The following is a 17,711-nucleotide window of genomic DNA, read 5'->3' as shown; positions in this document are numbered from 1 at the left end:
GTGGGACGCCGCCGAGCGCCTCACGGCACCAGCACCGCCGCGCCGTCGAATCGGCCCTCGGCCAGATCGGCCAGTGCCCGGTCCGCGCCGTCGAGGGGTAGCGGTGGGTGGTCACCGACAGCCGGTGCCGCTCGGCCTCGGCGAGGAACTCCCTGGCCTGGTCGCGGGTGTTGGAGGTGACGCTGCGCAGCGCGCGTTCGCGGAACAGGTGCCGCTGATAGTTCAGCGGCGGGATGTCGCTGAGGTGGATTCCGGCGACCGCCAGCGTCGCCCCGGCGTCCAGGGCCTCCAGGGCGACGGGCACCAGCTCGCCGGCGGGCGCGAACAGGATCGCCGCGTCCAGGGGTTCGGGCGGGCTGTCCGCGGCGCCCTGCACCGAGGACGCCCCGAGCCCGGTCGCCAGCTCCCGCGCGGCCGCGCCCCGCGTCATCACGTGGACTCGCGCACCGCGCGCGAGCGCGACCTGGGCGGTCAGATGGGCGCTGCCGCCGAAGCCGTAGATGCCGAGCGCGCCGCCCGCGGGCAGCGCGGCACACAGCAGCGCGTGATAGCCGATGACGCCCGCGCACAGCAGCGGCGCCAGTTCCTCGTCGCGATATCCGCTCGGCAGCGGCAGCGCGAAGTCCGCGGGGACGGTGGCGAATTCGGCATAGCCGCCGTCGGCGTCCCAGCCGGTGTAGCGCGAGTCCGGGCACAGGTTCTCCGCGCCGCGCAGGCAGAACCGGCAACGCCCGCAGGTGTGGCGCAGCCAGGCGATCCCCACGCGGTCCCCGATCGTGAAACCCCGGGCGCCGTCCCCGGTTCCCACCACCTCGGCGACCACCTCGTGCCCGGGCGTCACCCCCGGCCGGTGCACCGGCAGATCCCCCTCCGCGACGTGCAGGTCCGTCCGGCACACCCCGCAGGCCAGCACCCGTACCAGCAGTTCCCCCGCGCCCGGGTCGGGACGCGGGGCGGTCGTCCACCGCATCGGCCCGCTCGCGACAGGACCGGGACGTTCCACCCGCCACACCCGCATGTCGTGCCTCCGTCGTTCGTCGTTCCCACCAGCCTGGCAGCCGGAGGGCCACCGGTCACGGGACCATCGCCCGGTGTGTCCGGGACTTCGGTCCTCTGCGGCGGGTGAGCCGCGCAGGCGACCGGGGTCCGAAGTCCTCGCCGGATCGGGTCCTGCGGCTCTGCTTCGCGGCCGGGCCGGTGCCGCACTGTGGACACAGCGCAGAGGAAAGGTCACCCATGAACGCATCGTCTCCACACGACCGCGCCGATCTGGTGTCGGCGCCGATCCTGGTCGGCGTCGACGGCTCCCGTCACGGCCGCGAAGCCGTTCGCTGGGCAGCCCACACCGCGTCGGCGCGCAGGCGGCCGATCCGGTTGTTGCACGCTCTCGACGTCGCCGCGAGCCAAGCGGTTTTCGGCCCCTTCGACCTGTTCGTTCCCTCGGTCACGATCGCGATGCGGGCCCACGCCACCGCCTACCTCGACGCGGCACGGAAGCTGGTGACCGAGATCGACCCGGAACTCACCGTGGACATCGAGCAGACCGACGAATCCCCGGCCCACGCGCTGGTCGAGCAGTCCGCGTACGCGCACATGACCGTCATCGGCGGAGGTGGCGCCGGCGGCATCCTCGACCACCTCGGATCGACCCTGCTGGCGGTGACCGCGCACGCGCACGGCGTCCTCACCGTGGTCCGCGACCGCGGCGTGGGCGAGCACGGTGCCCGCACCGCCGGGCCGGTCGTCGTCGGTGTGGACGGCAGCGAGCCGGGGCGGGCGGCGACCGAGGTCGCGTTCGCCGAGGCTTCGCTGCGTGGGGTTCCGTTGATCGCGCTGCACTGCTGGACCGATCTGCGATTCGAGCAGGTGGCAGGGGTACCCGATGTGCTCGACGACCCGGTCGCGGTGACCGAGTCCGAGGAACTGCTCGCCGAGCAGCTGGCCGGCTGGCAGGAGAAGTACCCGGACGTCCAGGTCAGCCGCCGGATCTATCGGCACGGACCCGCCCACCACCTCGTCGAGTGGTCACAGTTCGCGCAGCTGCTCGTGGCCGGTCATCGAGGCCGGGGCGGTTTCCGCGGCCTGCTCCTCGGTTCGACGGGCAACGCCCTGGTCCAGCACGCGCACTGCCCCGTCATGATCGTCCACCCGTCCTGAGAAAGAGAATCGGTCATGCTGCACCAACCGGCGCCCCCGCGGCGCACCGTCCCGCCGGATCCCCTGACCGCGCTCGGCCTGACCTGTCGTCCGCTGACCGGCGAGGACACGGCGGCGGTCGCCCGCCTCTACACCGCGATGAGCGATCGCGATCGCCGCAACCGATTCTTCTTCCCACTCCCCGGCGATCTCGGTCAACTCGCCGCGGCGGCGGTCCGCAACGACACGACCCACGCCTCGATCGGCGCGTTCGACGGCGAGCTGCTGGTGGGCGTGGCCAACTACATCGCCCTCGACGGCACCGAGGCGGCCGAGGTGGCCGTCGTGGTCGCGGGGAAGTTCCAGGAGCACGGGGTCGCCACCGCATTGTTGCGCAGGCTGGCCGACACCGCCCGCGCGCACGGCATCCGCCACCTGCTCGCGGAGGTCCTGCCCACGAACTCCAAGATGATGCGCCTGCTCATCGAGGCCGATTTCCCGATCAGCGCCCAGCGCCAGGACGGCATCGCCTACGTCGACGCCGTCCTCTGACCGCTTGCGAACGGAGTCCCCCCATGTCCACTCTCGACCAACGCCGGATCGATCGCGCCGCGCGGGCATCGCTGGCCGGAACCGCAGGCTTCATCGCGTTCTGGGCCTACGCGGGCGCAATCGGCCTGATCGGCGGCGGCGCCGACCTCGGCCCGGACATCACCGGCCGTCTCCCCCTGCACAGCCAGACCGTCGCCGGCCTGCTGCTGATGCTGGTGGTGGCCGCCCCGATGACGGTCACCACGGTGACGGCGATACGCGGCGACCACGCCTGCGTGCGGGCGGGCTGGGTGAGCGGGATCCTGCTCATCGGCTGGGTCGCCGTCCAGCCGCTGATCATCGGCGCTTTCCATTGGCTGCAGCCGATCTTCGGTGTCCTCGGCCTCGCGGTCTGCCTGCTCGCCGGCCGTTACCGGCACGTCTCCGTGTGAGGGCCGAGATCGCGGACCGGTCACGATCGGTCGTGCCCGCTCGCGGCCCCCGACTCTACCTGCGAGGATCCCGCCATGGATGAGCACGACCGCGAATCCACCGGCGGCTCCCCCGCTCCCGTCACCCAGGCGCTGGCCCAGCTGCGCCTGCGGGAACTGCTCGAACAGGTCCAGGACCGCATCGCCCAGATCATCGACGTGCGCGACCGCATGGACCGGCTGGTCGAGGCGATGCTCGTGGTGACCTCGGGGCTCGACCTCGACGACACCCTGCGCTCGATCGTGCACACCGCCATCGAACTCGTCGACGCCGGTTACGGCGCCCTCGGTGTCCGCGAGGCCGATCCCACCAGCACCAGCCTCGCCGAATTCGTCTACGAGGGCATCGACGACCGCACCCGCGTGCTGATCGGCGATCTGCCGCGCGGGCACGGTGTGCTCGGCCTGCTCATCGAACAACCGAAGCCGATCCGCCTCGCCGACCTGTCCGGCCACCCGTCCTCGGTGGGCTTCCCCGCCAACCACCCGCCGATGCACACCTTCCTCGGCGTGCCGGTCCAGGTCCGCGACGAGGTGTTCGGCAACCTGTATCTCACCGAGAAGGCGGGCGGTCAGGAGTTCACCGAGGACGACGAGGTCGTCGTGCAGGCCCTGGCCGCCGCGGCCGGGATCGCCATCGAGAACGCCCGGCTCTACGAGCAGTCCCGGATCCGCCAGCAGTGGCTCGAGGCCACCAGCGAGGTGGCGACCGCCCTGCTCGCGGGCGGCAGCCAGGGCGAGGTCCTGGCCCTGATCACGCGCACCACCCGCGAATTGACCGGCGCCGCCTACACCTTCGTCGCCCTGCCCGAGGACCCCGACATCCCCGGCGAGGACGTGCGGGAACTGGTGGTGGCGGCCGCCTCCGGAACCCAGGGCGACGACCTCACCGGCCGGCGCCTGCCGGTCCGCGATTCGCTCACCGGACGCGCGTTCCGCACCGGCGACAGCATCGCGGCCGACACACTGGCCCTCACCCTGGACGGTGCGCCGAGGAGCTTCGGACCGGTCCGGGTCTTCCCGCTGCGTGCCGACCGCGGTGTGATCGGCGTGCTGAGCATCCTGCATCATCCGGGGGCAGCGGACCTGGACGAGGCGGTCCAGCGAATGGTCGCCGGTTTCGCCGACCAGGCCGCGGTCGCGTTGCAACTGTCCGACACCCAGCGGCGCATGCGCGAACTCGACGTCCTCACCGACCGCGACCGCATCGCCCGCGACCTGCACGACCAGGTCATCCAGCGGCTCTTCGCCGTCGGACTCTCGCTGCAGAGCACCACCCAGCGCGCCCGCGCCCCGGAGGTGCGCACCCGCCTGGCCGAGACCGTCGACGACATCCAGGCCATCGTCCAGGACATCCGCTACTCGATCTTCGACCTGCAGAGCAACACCGTCGCCGACTCCGCGCAGTACCGGAAACGCCTGCACGGCATCATCGTCGACATGACCGCCGACGCGGGCCTGCGCACCACCGTGCGCATCGCGGGCCCGGTCACCGTCCTCGCTCCGCCGCTGACCGACGACGTCGAGGCCGTCCTGCGCGAGGCGATCAGCAACGTCGTGCGCCACGCGAACGCCACGACCGTCGCGGTGGAGCTGCGCATCGGCGACGACGTCACCATCGATGTCACCGACGACGGTGTCGGCATCGACCCCGAGCCGGCCCGGCGCAGCGGACTGGCCAACCTGGCCGCCCGTGCCGCGCAGCGCGGCGGGTCCTTCCTGATCGACCGCGGTCCCGAGGGAGGCACCACGGTGCACTGGTCGGTTCCGCTGCCCTGACCGGCCCTGCCGAAGGAAGTCGGCGCGGCCCTCGGATCGGTGGCTTTGGTCCCGCACGCAATCGCACACCGGCCCTGATCCCCGGGAACCGTCGCGGAACAGGATGGATCATGACCTCCACACCCGAACCCCGCATCGCCGTTCTGTATGCCACCGCACAGGGCTCCACGTGCGAGATAGCGGAATACATCACCGAGGAGCTGCTCGCCCGCGGCGCGCGGGCGGAACTGCACGATGTCGAGCATCCACCCGACCTGACCGGCATCGACGCCGTCATCCTCGGGAGCGCCGTCCACGACCGTGCGCTGCTCCCCGCGGCGTCGTCTTTCGTCCGCCACAACCTCGATTCGCTCGGCCACAAGGACGTCTGGTTGTTCAGCGTGGGACTGGGCCCGGCCCTGCGGGGCCCGCTCGGGCGCTGGGTCGGCCATCGGGTCCCGCCGGAGATCCGGTCCACCCTCCGCGAGCTGAGCCCCCGCGGCTACACCGCCTTCGCCGGGCGCTACGAGCGCGCCGGAGTGTCCTGGCGCGCACACACGGTCTACCGGTTCCTCGGTGGCACCCGCTACGGCGACCTCCGGGACTGGGGTGCCGTCCTGCGTTGGACCGATGACATCGCCGACGCACTGAGCCTCGCCCCGGCGCAGGTTCACCGGGTGCCGCCTCGATGACCGCCGGGCCCGTCTTCTCCCTCGATCCCTCCCGGAAGGGATGCCGCTGTGGCCGACCCTGCCGCCCCGATCACGACCGTCGATTCGACGGTCGGTGTCACTCGAGGTCTCCCGGCTACGGCCGGAAGGCAAGTCACGTCTCCGGCCTTGCGAGCCCAGTATCCGGCGAGATCCATCCACGCCGTCACCCCGAGCTCGGCCCGACACGCGCTATTCCGCTTTCGGACTGTATGACATCGGCCAGCCGCACGGCGTTGTCGAGTATCCGATCCTGCAGTGCGAACAGCCCTGTCGATCGCCCGGTGGGCCGAGCGATTCTCAGCGCGGCTGGTGGGCGGCAGGACGGTGATCGCGTCGGCAACCGCCGCCGCGGAAACGTCGGAAACCGGCCGCACCCTCCGGCCGTTCGCCGGGTTGCGGACGACTACGGTCGCGTTGGCCACGGGAATGGAGGTCAGCGACGACCATTCTGTCGCGGGGGCAGCACCGTCAGGACAGCTGCCGCTTGAGCACCTTGCCCGTGGGGTTGCGCGGCAATTCGTCGAGGAACACGACGTCGCGGGGAACCTTGAACCGCGCGAGCGTGGCGCGCACGTAGGACTTCACGTCGTCTTCGGTGAGCCGGGTCCCCGCACGCGCGACGACGAACGCCTTCAACCGGTGGCCGAATTCGGGATCGGTCACACCGAGCACCGCAACCTCTTCGATGCCAGGGTGGGCTGCCAGGGTTTCCTCGACCTCGCCGGGGAAGACGTTCTCGCCGCCGGAGACGATCATATCGTCGTCGCGGCCGTCGATGAACAGCCTCCCGGCCGCGTCCACATGACCCACATCGCCGCTGGACATCAGGCCACGGACGCGCTCTTTGGTGGCCCCGCCGGTGTAGCCCTCGAACTGCAGCTGGTTGCCGATGAAGATGCGTCCCGACACACCGGTGGGCACCGGCTCGTCGTCGGGGCCGAGAATTTCCAATCGGACACCGCGCACGACCGTTCCCACGCACCCCGGTTCGGCCGTCAGCTCGTCCGGGGTGGCCAGGGTGGCGTAGAAGCATTCGGTGGAGCCGTAGAGGTTGTAGAGGATCGGACCGAAGGCGTCGAGCCCTCTGGTACACAGTGGTGCGCCCAGTTGCGAACCGGCGAGGAAGATGATCCGCAACGCCGAAAGGTCATGATGCTCGCACGGATTCGGTTCGGCATCGAGGATACGCTGGAGCATCACCGGTACCAGGATCAGCGTCGTGACCCGATGTCGCGCGAGACTGCGCAAGGTGGTGAGCGCGTCGAAACGACGCCGCACCACCACGGTCATGCCCATGGCGATGGCGAGCACCGCCTGATTGAGACCGAGGGCGTGGAACAGCGGCGGGCAGATCTCGATGACCTCACCGGACCGATAGGGCACCTTGCCGAACAGTCCGCCCATCGGCGTGAACGAGCGCGGCTCCGGGCGCGACGCGCCCTTCGGAGTGCCGGTGGTGCCGCTGGTCAGCACCACCAATGTGGCCTGAACAGCAGGCCGTGGCGGGGTCCCGCGAACGGGGTACTCGGCTGCGGCCGCGAGCGTGTCGCCGCCAGGGGTGTCCGCCCAAGCACGCCATCTCCCCTGCGCCGCGGATACTTCCGCGACAACGGCGGCGTACTCCTCGTCGTAGACGAGCAGATCGACGCCCTCGCGCTCGGCCACCTCGCGCAATTGCGGTCCCGCGAAGTCGTGGTTGAGCAACACGATCCTGGCACCGCATTTGCCCGCCGCGAACAGGGCCATCAGGAATCCCCGGTGGTTGCGCGCCATGATCGCCACGGACGCACCGGCGGGCAGTCCTTCGGCGCGCCAGCGGTGGGCGATGGCGTTGGTGTCGCCGTCGAGTTCGGCGTAGGTGAGGGCGCCGAGCTCGTCGATCACCACGACCCGATCGGGACAACGCGCCGCCGACGCGCTCAGCGCGCCGCCGATCGTCCCGAATTTCGACAGGGACGCCACCATCGCGGCGGCGGCGGAGAGGGGCATTCGTCCTATCAACCCGGCGCGCACGCATGCACGCAGTGCGACAGCTTCGTCGATCAGTCGGCGCGTCAGTACCGCGGGCTCGATCATGAGATCCTCTTTCGATCAGTTCAGCGGCCGCGGGCGCGGTCTTCGTAGGCCTTGCGGGCGGCGGTGTCGACGGCGTCGGTGAATACGTCGTGGCCGCCCAGCCAGCGACCGACGGTTTCGCCGACGGTCCGCGGCAGGAACTTCTGCGCGCCGATCAGCGCCCCCACCAGCCGACTCACCCGGACGATGGGTCGCGGGTGCTCGATCACCGAGACGATGCCCGCGGCGATGTCCTCGGGTTCGACGGTGCGGATGCCTCTGATGCCCTTGGTGCCCGAGATCAGTTCGGTATTGACGAAAGAGGGCAGGACCGCGGAGAACTCGATGCCGCTACCGCGGTGCTCCACCCGGGCCGCCTCGGTGAAGCCGAGCACGGCCCACTTGCTGGCGCCGTAGGTGGCCAGACCGGGCGCGTAGGTTTCCGCCGCCAGGGACGCGACGTTGACGATGTGGCCGCGCCCGCGCGGAACCATCCGCCGCACAGCGAGTTTGCTGCCGAGGATCACCCCGTAGGTGTTGATGTCGAGAATGCGCCGGGTCACGGCGTCCGGCTCGTCGGCCAGGCGCCCCACCGGCATGATGCCCGCGTTGTTGATCAGGACGTCGACCGGTCCGAGGGTGCGCTCCACCTCGTCCAGGAACGCGGTGAACGAGTCCGGGTCGGCGACATCGAGCTCGGCCGCCAGCGCCACACCTGCTGCGGCAGCGGACTTCTCGGCCGCCCCCGCGTCGATGTCGCCTATGGCGACGCGTGCGCCCCTGCGATGTAGTGCGGTTGCCGTCGCCAGTCCGATACCCCGGGCTCCTCCCGTGATCGCGATGACTTTGCCGTGCAACGCGGTGTCCTGCGTCATTGCCCTACTCCTTTGGTCTTCACGCTGTTTCGGATCTGCCCGCCGCCGTCGCGAGGTCGAGTGCCAGTGCGGTCACGGTGTCGGGGGCGTCCAGGTGCGGGCAGTGGCCGATACCGGCGAGGGTCAGGAGCCGGCTGCCCGGGATGGCCGCGTGCAGCGCCCGACTGGTCGCGGGTGCTACGAGCCGATCCCTCCTGCCGTGGATGATCACGGTCGGGCAGTCGATCCGGGTCGGCGGCGACAGCGACTCGGCCTCCCTTTTGAACCGGATACCCACCTCGATCAGACCGTTCGCCGAGACCGCGTTCCCGATCTGCGAGCTCAGGTGCCGCACCAGTTCTGGATCCACGGCGCGGCGGTCCCCGTACAGCAGTACACCGGCGCACACATCGGCGACGCGGACCCGCAGCCGGGTCGGCGCAGGCAGGGCGGCGAGCAGCCGTAGCAGCGTCCAGTTGCCACGCCCCACAGCGCGGACCAGCGGTGCCCAGTGCGCACCCGCCATGTCCAAGGCGACCAGCCCCGAGACAGGCACGCCCGGTACGGAGTCGAGCAACTGAACCGCGGTGACGGCGCCGAGCGAATTGCCCGCCAGCACCACCGACTCGTTTCCTGCGTGGTGACGCACCGCCGCGTCGAGAAAGCGGACCAGCTGCGGTATCAGCGGACCCGGCGCGAGCGCGTCGGCCGCGCCGAACCCCGGCAGATCCGGTGCGACCGCGGCCTGTCCGGTGCGTTCGCACCGTTGCAGCACCGGACGCCAGCAGTCGGCCGGGTGGCCGAAGCCGTGCACCAGCACGAGCTTCGGCTCCCTCCCGTCGACGAACAGCTCACGCGTCCCGTACCCCGCGTACCGGGCGCGACGCTCGCCGATCATTCCGTGGCGCTCCACGGATTCAGCTGGGCGGGCAGTTTCTCCAACGACCACGGGCCGTCGGTTTCCACCGTCTCCACCACCGACCAGCCCCGCAGCAGGGATACCGCGCCGCCCTGCACCGCGAGCACCTTGCCGGTCAGCGTGCACTCGTCACTGGCCAGGTAGGCCATGATCGGCGCGATATTGGCCGGACTGAAGGCATCGAACTCGCCCTCGGGCACCTCCTCTTCGAACATCGCGCTCATGCCCGGGGTCGCGAGCGTGAGGCGGGTCCGCGCCACCGGCGCGATCGCGTTGACGCGCACGCCGTAGCGCTCCAGCTCCAGCGCCGCGACCTCGGTCAGCGCGGCGATACCGGCCTTGGCCGCACCGTAATTGGCCTGGCCCGCGTTGGGCATGAAGGTGCCCGACGCCGAGGCGGTGTTGATCACCGAGGCCGTGACCGTCTTACCGGCCTTGGTCTGTTCCTTCCAGAAGGCCGCGGCGTGGTGCAGGACCGAGAAGTGGCCCTTCAGGTGCACCGCGACGACCGAGTCCCACTGCGATTCGTTCATGCCGGCGAGGAAGGCGTCACGCAGGATGCCCGCGTTGTTCACCACGATGTCGAGGCCACCGAAGGTGGAGATCGCCTGGTCCACGAGCGCCTCGGCGCCCGCCCAGGTACCGATGTCGTCGGTATTGGCCACGGCCTGCCCACCGGCGGCGACGATCTCGTCGGCCACCTGCTGGGCGGGCCCGGCGTCGGTGCCGCTGCCGTCGTTGGCGCCGCCGAGGTCGTTGACCACGACCTTGACACCCTCCTTCGCGAGCAGCAGCGCGTGCTCACGACCGATGCCGCGACCGGCCCCGGTGACGACGGCGACCCGGTTCTCCATTGAACCCATTGCTATCTCCTGATTCGAGGTGTAGTCGTCGACTCAGGCGACGAGCGACCGGAACTTCTCGAGCGACGCTTCGATCTCCTTGGCGGAGGCGCGCTCGATCGCACCGCCGACGGCACCGACCATCATCTGGCTGATGAACTCCGACGTGATGGTGACCGTCGAGCCGTCGCCCGCTGCCTCGACCGACAGGGTGAAGGTGATCTTGGCACCCGCCATGCCGACACCCGACATGCTCATGGTGTTCGGCGCCTCGTAGGTGCCGACGGTGAAGTCGATGGTGTTGGCCATCCCCATGATGGTCAGCACCTCCGACATCGTCGAGCCGACGGCGAGCTCGGTCGGCGGCTCGGACTTCCACTTGGTGTGCAGGGTCAGCCATTCCTCGAAGCGTGCGGGATTGGCGAGCACCTCCCACACCTTCTCCTGCGGTGCGGCGATGTCCTTGCTGATGGCTACCTTGGCCATGGATTTCTCCTGTTGTGAGGGTTGTGACGGAATGTTGTGGTTCAGCGGTCGGCCGGACGGTAGGCGGTCACGAAGGCCGCGCCACCCAGTCCGATGTTGTGAGCCAGGGCGACCTTCGCCTCGGGCACCTGGCGGGCCTCGGCCGCACCGCGCAGCTGCCAGGTCAGCTCGGCGCACTGCGCCAAACCGGTCGCGCCGAGCGGGTGGCCCTTGGAGATGAGGCCGCCGGAAGGGTTGACCACCCAGCGGCCGCCGTAGGTGGTGTCGCCGTTGTCGATCAGCTTGTGGCCCTCTCCCTCGGCCGCCAGCCCCAGCGCTTCATAGGTGAGCAGCTCGTTGGGGGCGAAGCAGTCGTGGAGTTCGATCACGTCGATGTCGTCGGGGCCGATTCCGGCCTGCTCGTAGACATTTCGCGCGGCGACCTTACTCATGTCGTAGCCGACGATGGCCCGAGCGGTCTCGGCGGTGAACGTGGTCTCGAAATCGGTGACCATCGACTGGCCGACGATTTCGACCGCCCGATCGCCGAGGTCGTGCTCGTCGACGAATCGCTCGCCGGCCAGCACCGCCGCGGCGGAGCCATCGGAGGTGGGCGAACACATCAGCCGGGTCAGGCCCAGCGGCTCGTACACCATCTTCGCGTTCTGGATGTCGGCGAGAGTGTGAGCATCCTGGAACTGCGCGTACGGGTTGTTCACCGAATGCCGATGGTTCTTCTCGGCGATCTTGGCGTGGTGCTCGGGGGTGGACCCGTAGCGCTCCATGTGCTCGACCCCGGCGGTGGCGAACATCCAGGGCGCCACCGGCATCGCGAAATCACGCAGACCGGCCAGCGCGTCGATGTGCCGCAGCAAGGGCTGCTCGCGGTCGGTGTAGGCGGCTTCCAGGGAACCCGACTGCATCTTCTCGAAACCCAGCGCCAGCGCGCATTCGGCCATCCCGCCACGAATGGCGCGGGCCGCCAGGTAGAGAGCGGTGGTGCCGGTCGAGCAGTTGTTGTTGACATTGACGACCGGGATACCGGTCATGCCGAGTTCGTAGAGTGCCCGCTGGCCGCTGGTGGAATCGCCGTAGCAGAAGCCCACGGCGGCCTCCTGCACCTCGCTGTACTCGATGCCGGCGTCGGCGAACGCGGCTGTGCCGGACTCGAGTGCCATGGCCGGGTAGTCCCAGCCTTCCCGGCGGCCCGGCTTCTCGAATTTCGTCATGCCGACGCCGACGACGAACACACGGTGGGACATCAAATACTCCTTGGATCGGTGCGAATCGAGATCAGGCGAACTCGGCCAGGCCGTCGGTGATCACGAACTTGCCGGGGCTCTCGTCACCGGCGGTTTCGTAGGCGTAGACCTGGCGCCCGTCGACATCACCCGCGCGCCACACGGCGGTGGTGATGGTCTCGCTGGGTCGCGCGGGCTTGGTCAACCGCACCGCGAGGCGCTTCAGCCTGGTCGGGTCGCCATCGGCGATCCGGGTGATCAGCGCGTGCGAGGTGAAGGCGATGGTGCACAGCCCGTGAATGATGATGCCGGGCAATCCCATTGCCCGGGCGAACTCGTCATCGAGGTGGATGGGCATCGGATCGCCCGCCGGCTCGGCGTAGCGGAAGGTCTGATCGGCGTCGAAGGTCTGAGCCACCACGTGTTCCGGGGTACGGTCGCGCAGAGCGTCGTCGAAACCGTGTTCCGGACTGGTGATCCCGACCGACCCGTCGAAATGCCCGCCACGGAAGAAGCCGATGAAGTACTGCTCGTTGACCAGTTCTCCCTGCGCGTCGCGGGTTTCGAGCAGCGTGGTGACGACGACACCGGAGGACTTGCCCTCGATGCCGACCGGCTTGGCGCGCACGGTCAGCGTCTCGCCGGGCACGATCGGCCGATGCAGCCGGAAGTCGTGCTCACCGTGCAGGATTCGCAGCATGAGCTCGTCCGGCACCACCGACATGGTGGCATCGGCCATTGTCGCCATGGCGGGAACGACCGCGAAGACCGGGGACGCGTAGGTGCCGTCCAGGTGCTGGGCGATCGGGTCGTTGGTCGCCTCGGCGTAGGCGATGGTGCGGTCTCGGTCGACCTGGAACTTCTGCTCTTCGCCCCAGACATCAAGGCGGTCGAGGTTGAAACCCTCGTTTTCGGCCACGGTGTAACTCCTGTGCGCGTCGTCGGGCATTGCCTGTGTCGACGGTAAGGAGCCGGTGGTGCCCGGGGCGATGATCGTTCCTCTCGGTTCGTTGACCGAAACGCTCATCGGTGCGCGGGGCGGTTCCGGCGGAATGTGTACGGTCTGGTCCGTGCATTCCGAACCCCCCGGCTACACCCTGCCGATCACCCGCGTCCAGGCGCTGCTGGACGTCGCCGCGCGCCGTGGCTGGGACGTGGCGTCGATGATGGGCGAGGCGGGAATATCCGTCGATCTGCTCGCCCAGGGCCGAGCCCGGGTCACCCTCGAGCAGATCACCATCCTGTTCCGCCGGTTGTGGCGTACCACCGACGACGAACTACTCGGTTTCGGCCTGCGACCGATGCCGCTGGGCACTTTCCGGCTGCTGTGTTTCGGGCTGATCAGCGCGCCCACGCTGCGGGCGGCGATCCAGCGCGCCAAGACCTTCCGCCGGTCCCTCCCCGGTCTTCCACCGATCGAGCTCGTGGAGGCCGGCGCCGAGGCGCGGCTCGAGTTCGATATCAGTGCCGTCGCCGCGCCCATCGACGTCCTCGTCGATGTCCTGCTGGTCTCGTCGCACCGCTACCTCGCCTGGATTCTCGGTCAGCGAATGCCCCTGCGCCGCGTCGAGGTGCCGTATCCGGCGGGGCCCGACAACGGCGACTACGACCTGGTCTTCGGCACGCCGATGCGGTTCTCGGCGCCACGGCCCGCGCTGGTCTTCGCAACGGATCTCCTGGACGCGCCCTTGGTCCGCGACGAGGACGAGCTGGTCACCTTTCTCAGTGATCTGCCTGCCGCTGTACTCACCCGCACCGGGACAATCACCACGGTGACGGGGCGGGTCCGTCGACTGCTGGAACGCGGCCTCACCGGTGCGTGGCCCAGCGTCGACGACTTGGCCGCCGAGCTCGCGATGAGCCCACAGACCCTGCGGCGCAAGCTCCGCGAGGAAGGCACCTCATCGCGTGAGATCAAGGAGCGCATCATGCGCGATGCCGCGGTGACGAGCCTCGTCCGCGGCGAGGAGACGATCGCGGCACTGTCCCGGCGACTCGGCTTCTCCGAGCCGAGCGCGTTCTCCCGGGCCTTCAGCCGCTGGACCGGCGATCCGCCGAGCGCGTACCAACGCCGACAGTGACGTCAGCGGCGTACTCGAGCGTTGCGGTCAAGTATCCGCTCGCCACGATCATCGCCCACGGCGCCCTCCACGAGAAAGCTTCGTTCAGAACCGGAGATGAACGAAGGAGTTCCCGTGGCCCACCGATCACCGTGGATGAATGAGGATCTGGACGCGCTCGCCGAACTGGCGCGGCGATTCTTCGAGAAGGAATGCGCACCCAACGAAGATCGCTGGCGCAGACAGCACCACGTCGACCGGGAGGTCTGGAAGGCCGCGGGCGAGCTCGGCCTGCTCGGCCTGAGCCTGCCGGAGGAATACGGCGGCGGTGGCGGCGACTTCCGCCACGAAGCCGTGGTGGCGATCGAGCAGGTTCGCACACTGGCACCGAGCCTGGGCATCGCGCTGCACAGCGGGATCATCGCGCACTACATCAACGCCTACGGCACCGACGAGCAGAAACAGCGGTGGCTGCCCGCGATGTGCAGCGGCGACATCGTCGCCGCGATCGCGATGACCGAGCCGGGCACAGGATCGGATCTGCAGAATATCAAGACCACCGCGCGCCGGGATGGCGACGACTACGTCATCAGTGGAGCCAAAACCTTCATCTCCAACGGTTTCCTCGCCGACCTTGTCCTGGTGGCGGTGAAGACGTCCGAAGGCAGGGGCGCCGACACCGTGTCGATCATCGCGGTCGAGACCGACCGTGGGGGCTTCCGCCGCGGACGCAACCTGGAAAAGGTCGGCCAGCACGGTCAAGACACCTGTGAGCTGTTCTTCGACGACGTGCGGGTACCGCAGTCGAACCTGCTCGGTGTCGCCGAGGGGCTGGGTTTCATCCAGCTCATGAGCCAGCTTCCGCAGGAACGACTGATCCTCGCGGTGGCCGCGGCAGCCGCGATCGAGAAGGCGGTCGAGCTCACCGTGGCCTATGCCAGAGAACGCGAAGCCTTCGGTAAGCCGATCTTCGGGTTCCAGAACACCCAGTTCACCCTCGCCGAGGTCGACACCGTCAAGTCCATCGCGTGGACCTTCCTCGACGACTGCGTGACCAAACACACCAGGGGCGAGCTCGACATCCCCACCGCCGCGAAGGCCAAGTGGTGGCTCACCGACCAGCAGTGCAGAGTCACCGACGACTGCCTGCAGCTGTTCGGTGGCTACGGCTACATGGCCGAGTACCCGATCTCGCGGCTGTGGACCGATTCGCGGATCCAGAAGATCTACGGCGGCACCAACGAGATCATGAAGATGATCATCGGACGGAGCCTGTGATGGGCCCGCTGCACGGTGTGAAGGTGGTCGAACTCGCCGGGCTCGCGCCGGCGCCGTTCGGCTGCATGATGCTGGCCGATCTCGGCGCCGAGGTCGTGCGGGTCGAGCGCGAGGGCGGCAACGGCGACGGGCTCACACCGCCCGACGGCCCCCTCGACCGCGGCAAGCACACGATCCGGCTCGACGTCAAAGACCCCGCCGACCACGCGACACTCTGCGCCCTGGTCGAGGCCGCTGATGTGTTCGTGGAGGGAATGCGTCCTGGGGTGGCCGAGCGCCTCGGTATCGGCCCGGACGATCTGCTGGCGCGCAACCCGCGGCTGATCTACGGCCGGATGACCGGTTGGGGACAATCGGGCCCGCTCGCCCCTCGCGCCGGGCACGACATCAACTACATTGCCCTGTCCGGTGCGCTGTCGCTGGTCGGCCGGTCCGGGGAACGCCCGGTGCCGCCCGCCAACATCCTCGGCGACTTCGCCGGCGGCGGCATGCTGCTCGCGCTCGGCGTGCTCGGCGCCCTCTACGAGCGGGAGCGCTCCGGCCTGGGTCAGGTCGTCGACGCCGCGATGGTCGACGGCTCTGCGCTGCTGACGGCGTTCATGCACGGTATGCACGCCAATGGTCTGTGGAACGAACCGCGCGGCGAGAACGTGCTCGACGGCGCCGCCCCGTTCTACGACACCTACGAATGTGCCGACGGCGAACATGTCGCGGTCGGTTGCGTGGAGTATCCCTTCTTCCTGCAACTGCTCGCCGTGCTCGAAATCGACGACCCGGACCTGCCGTTCCAGTTGGACCGTACCGGCTGGACCGAACTGCGGCAACGGATCGCCGGATGCTTCAAGCAGCGGACCCGCGACGAGTGGGCGCGGCTGTTCGCCGACTCCGACGCCTGCGTCACCCCGGTGCTCAGCCCGTGGGAGGCGCACAACCATCCCCACAATCAGGCTCGCGACGCGTTCATCGACGTCGACGGCTTGCGTCAGCCCGCGCCCGCACCCCGCTTCGGGCGCACCCCCACAGCGCATCCCGCACCGAACACGGCCGAGGCCGCGCATGTCCGGGATCTCTTGGCCGGGTGGGGCATCACGACCGATCAGCTGACACGGATCACCGACCGCGCGTCCCGGCGCTGACTTCTCGACCGCGCCGAGCACACCGCCGTTCGCGCGGCTTCAGCATGGAGGAGAACACTCGTGGCCCTGTCACTGACCCCGCGGGCGTACCGCCGCGCACTCGGTCCGATCGGCTACCGCACGCTGCTGGCCACAGCTGCGGTGGCCGCGGTGACCGTCTCCACCGGGTGCGGCCTCACCGTGGAGAGTTTGCCGCTGCCCGAGCCGGGTGCCGGTGCCCAGACCTACACCGTGCACGCGGTGTTCGACAACGCGCTGAACCTGCCCGGCCGAGCCAAGGTGAAAGTCGGTGGTTCCGATGTCGGCGTCGTCTCGTCGATCAGGGCCGAGAACTTTCGGGCCGTCGTCGACATGGAGATCAACGCAGAGGTCACGCTGCCCAGGGGCAGCACTGCCGAACTACGCCAGGCCACTCCCCTCGGCGACGTCTTCATCGCACTGACCCCACCGAAGGATAATGCGGGAGCGGGTACGCTGACCGACGGCGAAACCCTGACACTCGAGTCGACCTCCGCGGGAGCGACCGTGGAGGAGCTGCTGGTCTCGGTCTCGATGCTGTTCAACGGCGGCAGTGTCGCCGGCCTGAGCCGTTTGGGCACCGAACTCGGGGCGATCATCAACGGTCACGGCGGAGAATTGGCTCACCTGATCACCGAAATGACCGCTGTCGTCGGGGAGCTGAACGCCAACAGCACCAAGATCGACTCGGTACTCACGGAGTTCAACGGCTTCGCCGACACCATCGAGTCCGACAAGGGTCAGCTCGGGCAGATGGCCGACACCCTCCCCCAAGCTGTCGGCGCGATCGCCGAGAACAACCGCGCCATCGGTGACCAGCTCACCGAGTTATCTACTGCCACAGCAGCTCTCGGTGGCTACTCCGCTACTACAGGCCACCGACTGTCGGAACTGCTCGCCGACCTCGATAACCTGACGAACGCCCTGGCCGCGGCCGGCCCCGGCCTCGGGTACATGATGGATCAGCTCCACGCGCTCGGACCCGGCGTGAACGCGACGCTGAAAGGTAAGGGCTTCGCCGCCTACGCCACGTTGACGAATCTCGACATCGGTCTGCTCACCGACCCCGCGAACAGCAAACTCTGGGATATCCGAGACCTGAACGACTTCGTCGGAAGCTTCCTCCAAGTGCTGCAGGTCGTCCAAGGACGAGTCAGCGGGCCGAGATAGTCCGCCACGGCCTTCCCCGAGCTGGAGCAGAAGTCGGCGTCGAT

16 protein-coding genes and 1 pseudogene are annotated in these 17,711 nt (G+C 69.0%); 9 read left to right on the top strand and 8 right to left on the bottom strand.

Features of this window, described 5'->3' with window-relative positions; translation table 11 throughout:
- Nucleotides 1-20: 20 nt before the first annotated feature.
- A pseudogene (locus ON36_RS33495) lies at nt 21-1,018 on the bottom strand (zinc-binding alcohol dehydrogenase family protein).
- Between the two features lie 218 nt (nt 1,019-1,236).
- Between ON36_RS33495 and ON36_RS13155 the strand changes: the two are divergent.
- The 5 genes from ON36_RS13155 to ON36_RS13135 all read left to right on the top strand — a co-directional run bounded on the left by ON36_RS13155 (nt 1,237) and on the right by ON36_RS13135 (nt 5,608).
- Nucleotides 1,237-2,157 carry a universal stress protein gene (locus ON36_RS13155; RefSeq protein WP_043652021.1) on the top strand — a complete coding sequence of 307 codons (921 nt, stop codon included), beginning with the start codon at nt 1,237-1,239 and terminating at the stop codon, nt 2,155-2,157.
- A 15-nt stretch (nt 2,158-2,172) separates the two neighbouring features.
- Nucleotides 2,173-2,688 (top strand): GNAT family N-acetyltransferase, encoded by a 516-nt coding sequence (locus tag ON36_RS32720; RefSeq protein WP_052313936.1) that lies wholly within the window; start codon nt 2,173-2,175, stop codon nt 2,686-2,688.
- Between the two features lie 23 nt (nt 2,689-2,711).
- Nucleotides 2,712-3,119, top strand: a complete 408-nt coding sequence (locus ON36_RS13145; protein WP_043652020.1) for a hypothetical protein — start codon at nt 2,712-2,714, stop codon at nt 3,117-3,119.
- A 75-nt stretch (nt 3,120-3,194) separates the two neighbouring features.
- A complete protein-coding gene (locus ON36_RS13140; RefSeq protein WP_043652018.1) occupies nt 3,195-4,937 on the top strand; it encodes a sensor histidine kinase in 1,743 nt (580 codons plus the stop codon).
- Between the two features lie 110 nt (nt 4,938-5,047).
- Nucleotides 5,048-5,608 (top strand): flavodoxin domain-containing protein, encoded by a 561-nt coding sequence (locus tag ON36_RS13135; RefSeq protein WP_043652016.1) that lies wholly within the window; start codon nt 5,048-5,050, stop codon nt 5,606-5,608.
- 489 nt (nt 5,609-6,097) lie between these two features.
- Here the strand turns inward: ON36_RS13135 and ON36_RS13130 are convergent, their stop codons facing one another.
- From ON36_RS13130 to ON36_RS13100, 7 genes are read right to left on the bottom strand one after another with little or no spacing between them, the layout of a single operon-like run.
- Complete coding sequence (locus tag ON36_RS13130) at nt 6,098-7,705, bottom strand: AMP-binding protein (protein WP_043652014.1); 1,608 nt, start codon at nt 7,703-7,705, stop codon at nt 6,098-6,100.
- A 20-nt stretch (nt 7,706-7,725) separates the two neighbouring features.
- A complete protein-coding gene (locus ON36_RS13125) occupies nt 7,726-8,559 on the bottom strand; it encodes an SDR family oxidoreductase (protein WP_043652011.1) in 834 nt (277 codons plus the stop codon).
- A 19-nt stretch (nt 8,560-8,578) separates the two neighbouring features.
- Nucleotides 8,579-9,436, bottom strand: coding sequence for an alpha/beta fold hydrolase (locus ON36_RS13120; RefSeq protein WP_157224864.1), 858 nt, complete (start codon nt 9,434-9,436; stop codon nt 8,579-8,581).
- A complete protein-coding gene (locus tag ON36_RS13115; RefSeq protein WP_043652006.1) occupies nt 9,433-10,320 on the bottom strand; it encodes an SDR family oxidoreductase in 888 nt (295 codons plus the stop codon). The genes ON36_RS13120 and ON36_RS13115 overlap by 4 nt, the downstream gene beginning before the upstream one ends.
- Before the next feature lie 33 nt (nt 10,321-10,353).
- Nucleotides 10,354-10,785 (bottom strand): type II toxin-antitoxin system Rv0910 family toxin, encoded by a 432-nt coding sequence (locus ON36_RS13110; RefSeq protein WP_043652003.1) that lies wholly within the window; start codon nt 10,783-10,785, stop codon nt 10,354-10,356.
- A gap of 41 nt (nt 10,786-10,826) precedes the next feature.
- Nucleotides 10,827-12,026 (bottom strand): lipid-transfer protein, encoded by a 1,200-nt coding sequence (locus ON36_RS13105; RefSeq protein ID WP_043652001.1) that lies wholly within the window; start codon nt 12,024-12,026, stop codon nt 10,827-10,829.
- 31 nt (nt 12,027-12,057) lie between these two features.
- A complete protein-coding gene (locus tag ON36_RS13100) occupies nt 12,058-12,924 on the bottom strand; it encodes a MaoC/PaaZ C-terminal domain-containing protein (RefSeq protein ID WP_043652055.1) in 867 nt (288 codons plus the stop codon).
- 151 nt (nt 12,925-13,075) lie between these two features.
- Between ON36_RS13100 and ON36_RS13095 the strand changes: the two genes are divergently transcribed.
- The 4 genes from ON36_RS13095 to ON36_RS13080 all read left to right on the top strand — a co-directional run bounded on the left by ON36_RS13095 (nt 13,076) and on the right by ON36_RS13080 (nt 17,667).
- Nucleotides 13,076-14,086 (top strand): AraC family transcriptional regulator, encoded by a 1,011-nt coding sequence (locus ON36_RS13095; protein WP_169334698.1) that lies wholly within the window; start codon nt 13,076-13,078, stop codon nt 14,084-14,086.
- A gap of 114 nt (nt 14,087-14,200) precedes the next feature.
- Nucleotides 14,201-15,343 carry an acyl-CoA dehydrogenase family protein gene (locus ON36_RS13090; protein WP_043651999.1) on the top strand — a complete coding sequence of 381 codons (1,143 nt, stop codon included), beginning with the start codon at nt 14,201-14,203 and terminating at the stop codon, nt 15,341-15,343.
- Nucleotides 15,343-16,479 (top strand): CaiB/BaiF CoA transferase family protein, encoded by a 1,137-nt coding sequence (locus tag ON36_RS13085; RefSeq protein WP_043651997.1) that lies wholly within the window; start codon nt 15,343-15,345, stop codon nt 16,477-16,479. Before ON36_RS13090 ends, ON36_RS13085 begins: the two co-directional genes overlap by 1 nt.
- Before the next feature lie 60 nt (nt 16,480-16,539).
- A complete protein-coding gene (locus ON36_RS13080) occupies nt 16,540-17,667 on the top strand; it encodes an MCE family protein (RefSeq protein ID WP_281004857.1) in 1,128 nt (375 codons plus the stop codon).
- The last annotated feature ends 44 nt before the right edge of the window (nt 17,668-17,711 follow it).

This window comes from Nocardia thailandica NBRC 100428, from assembly GCF_000308795.1.
In the GTDB taxonomy this organism is placed as follows: Bacteria; Actinomycetota; Actinomycetes; order Mycobacteriales; family Mycobacteriaceae; genus Nocardia; species Nocardia thailandica.
Note: the sequence above shows the minus strand (reverse complement) of the source record. Positions and strands in the feature narration are given on the sequence as shown.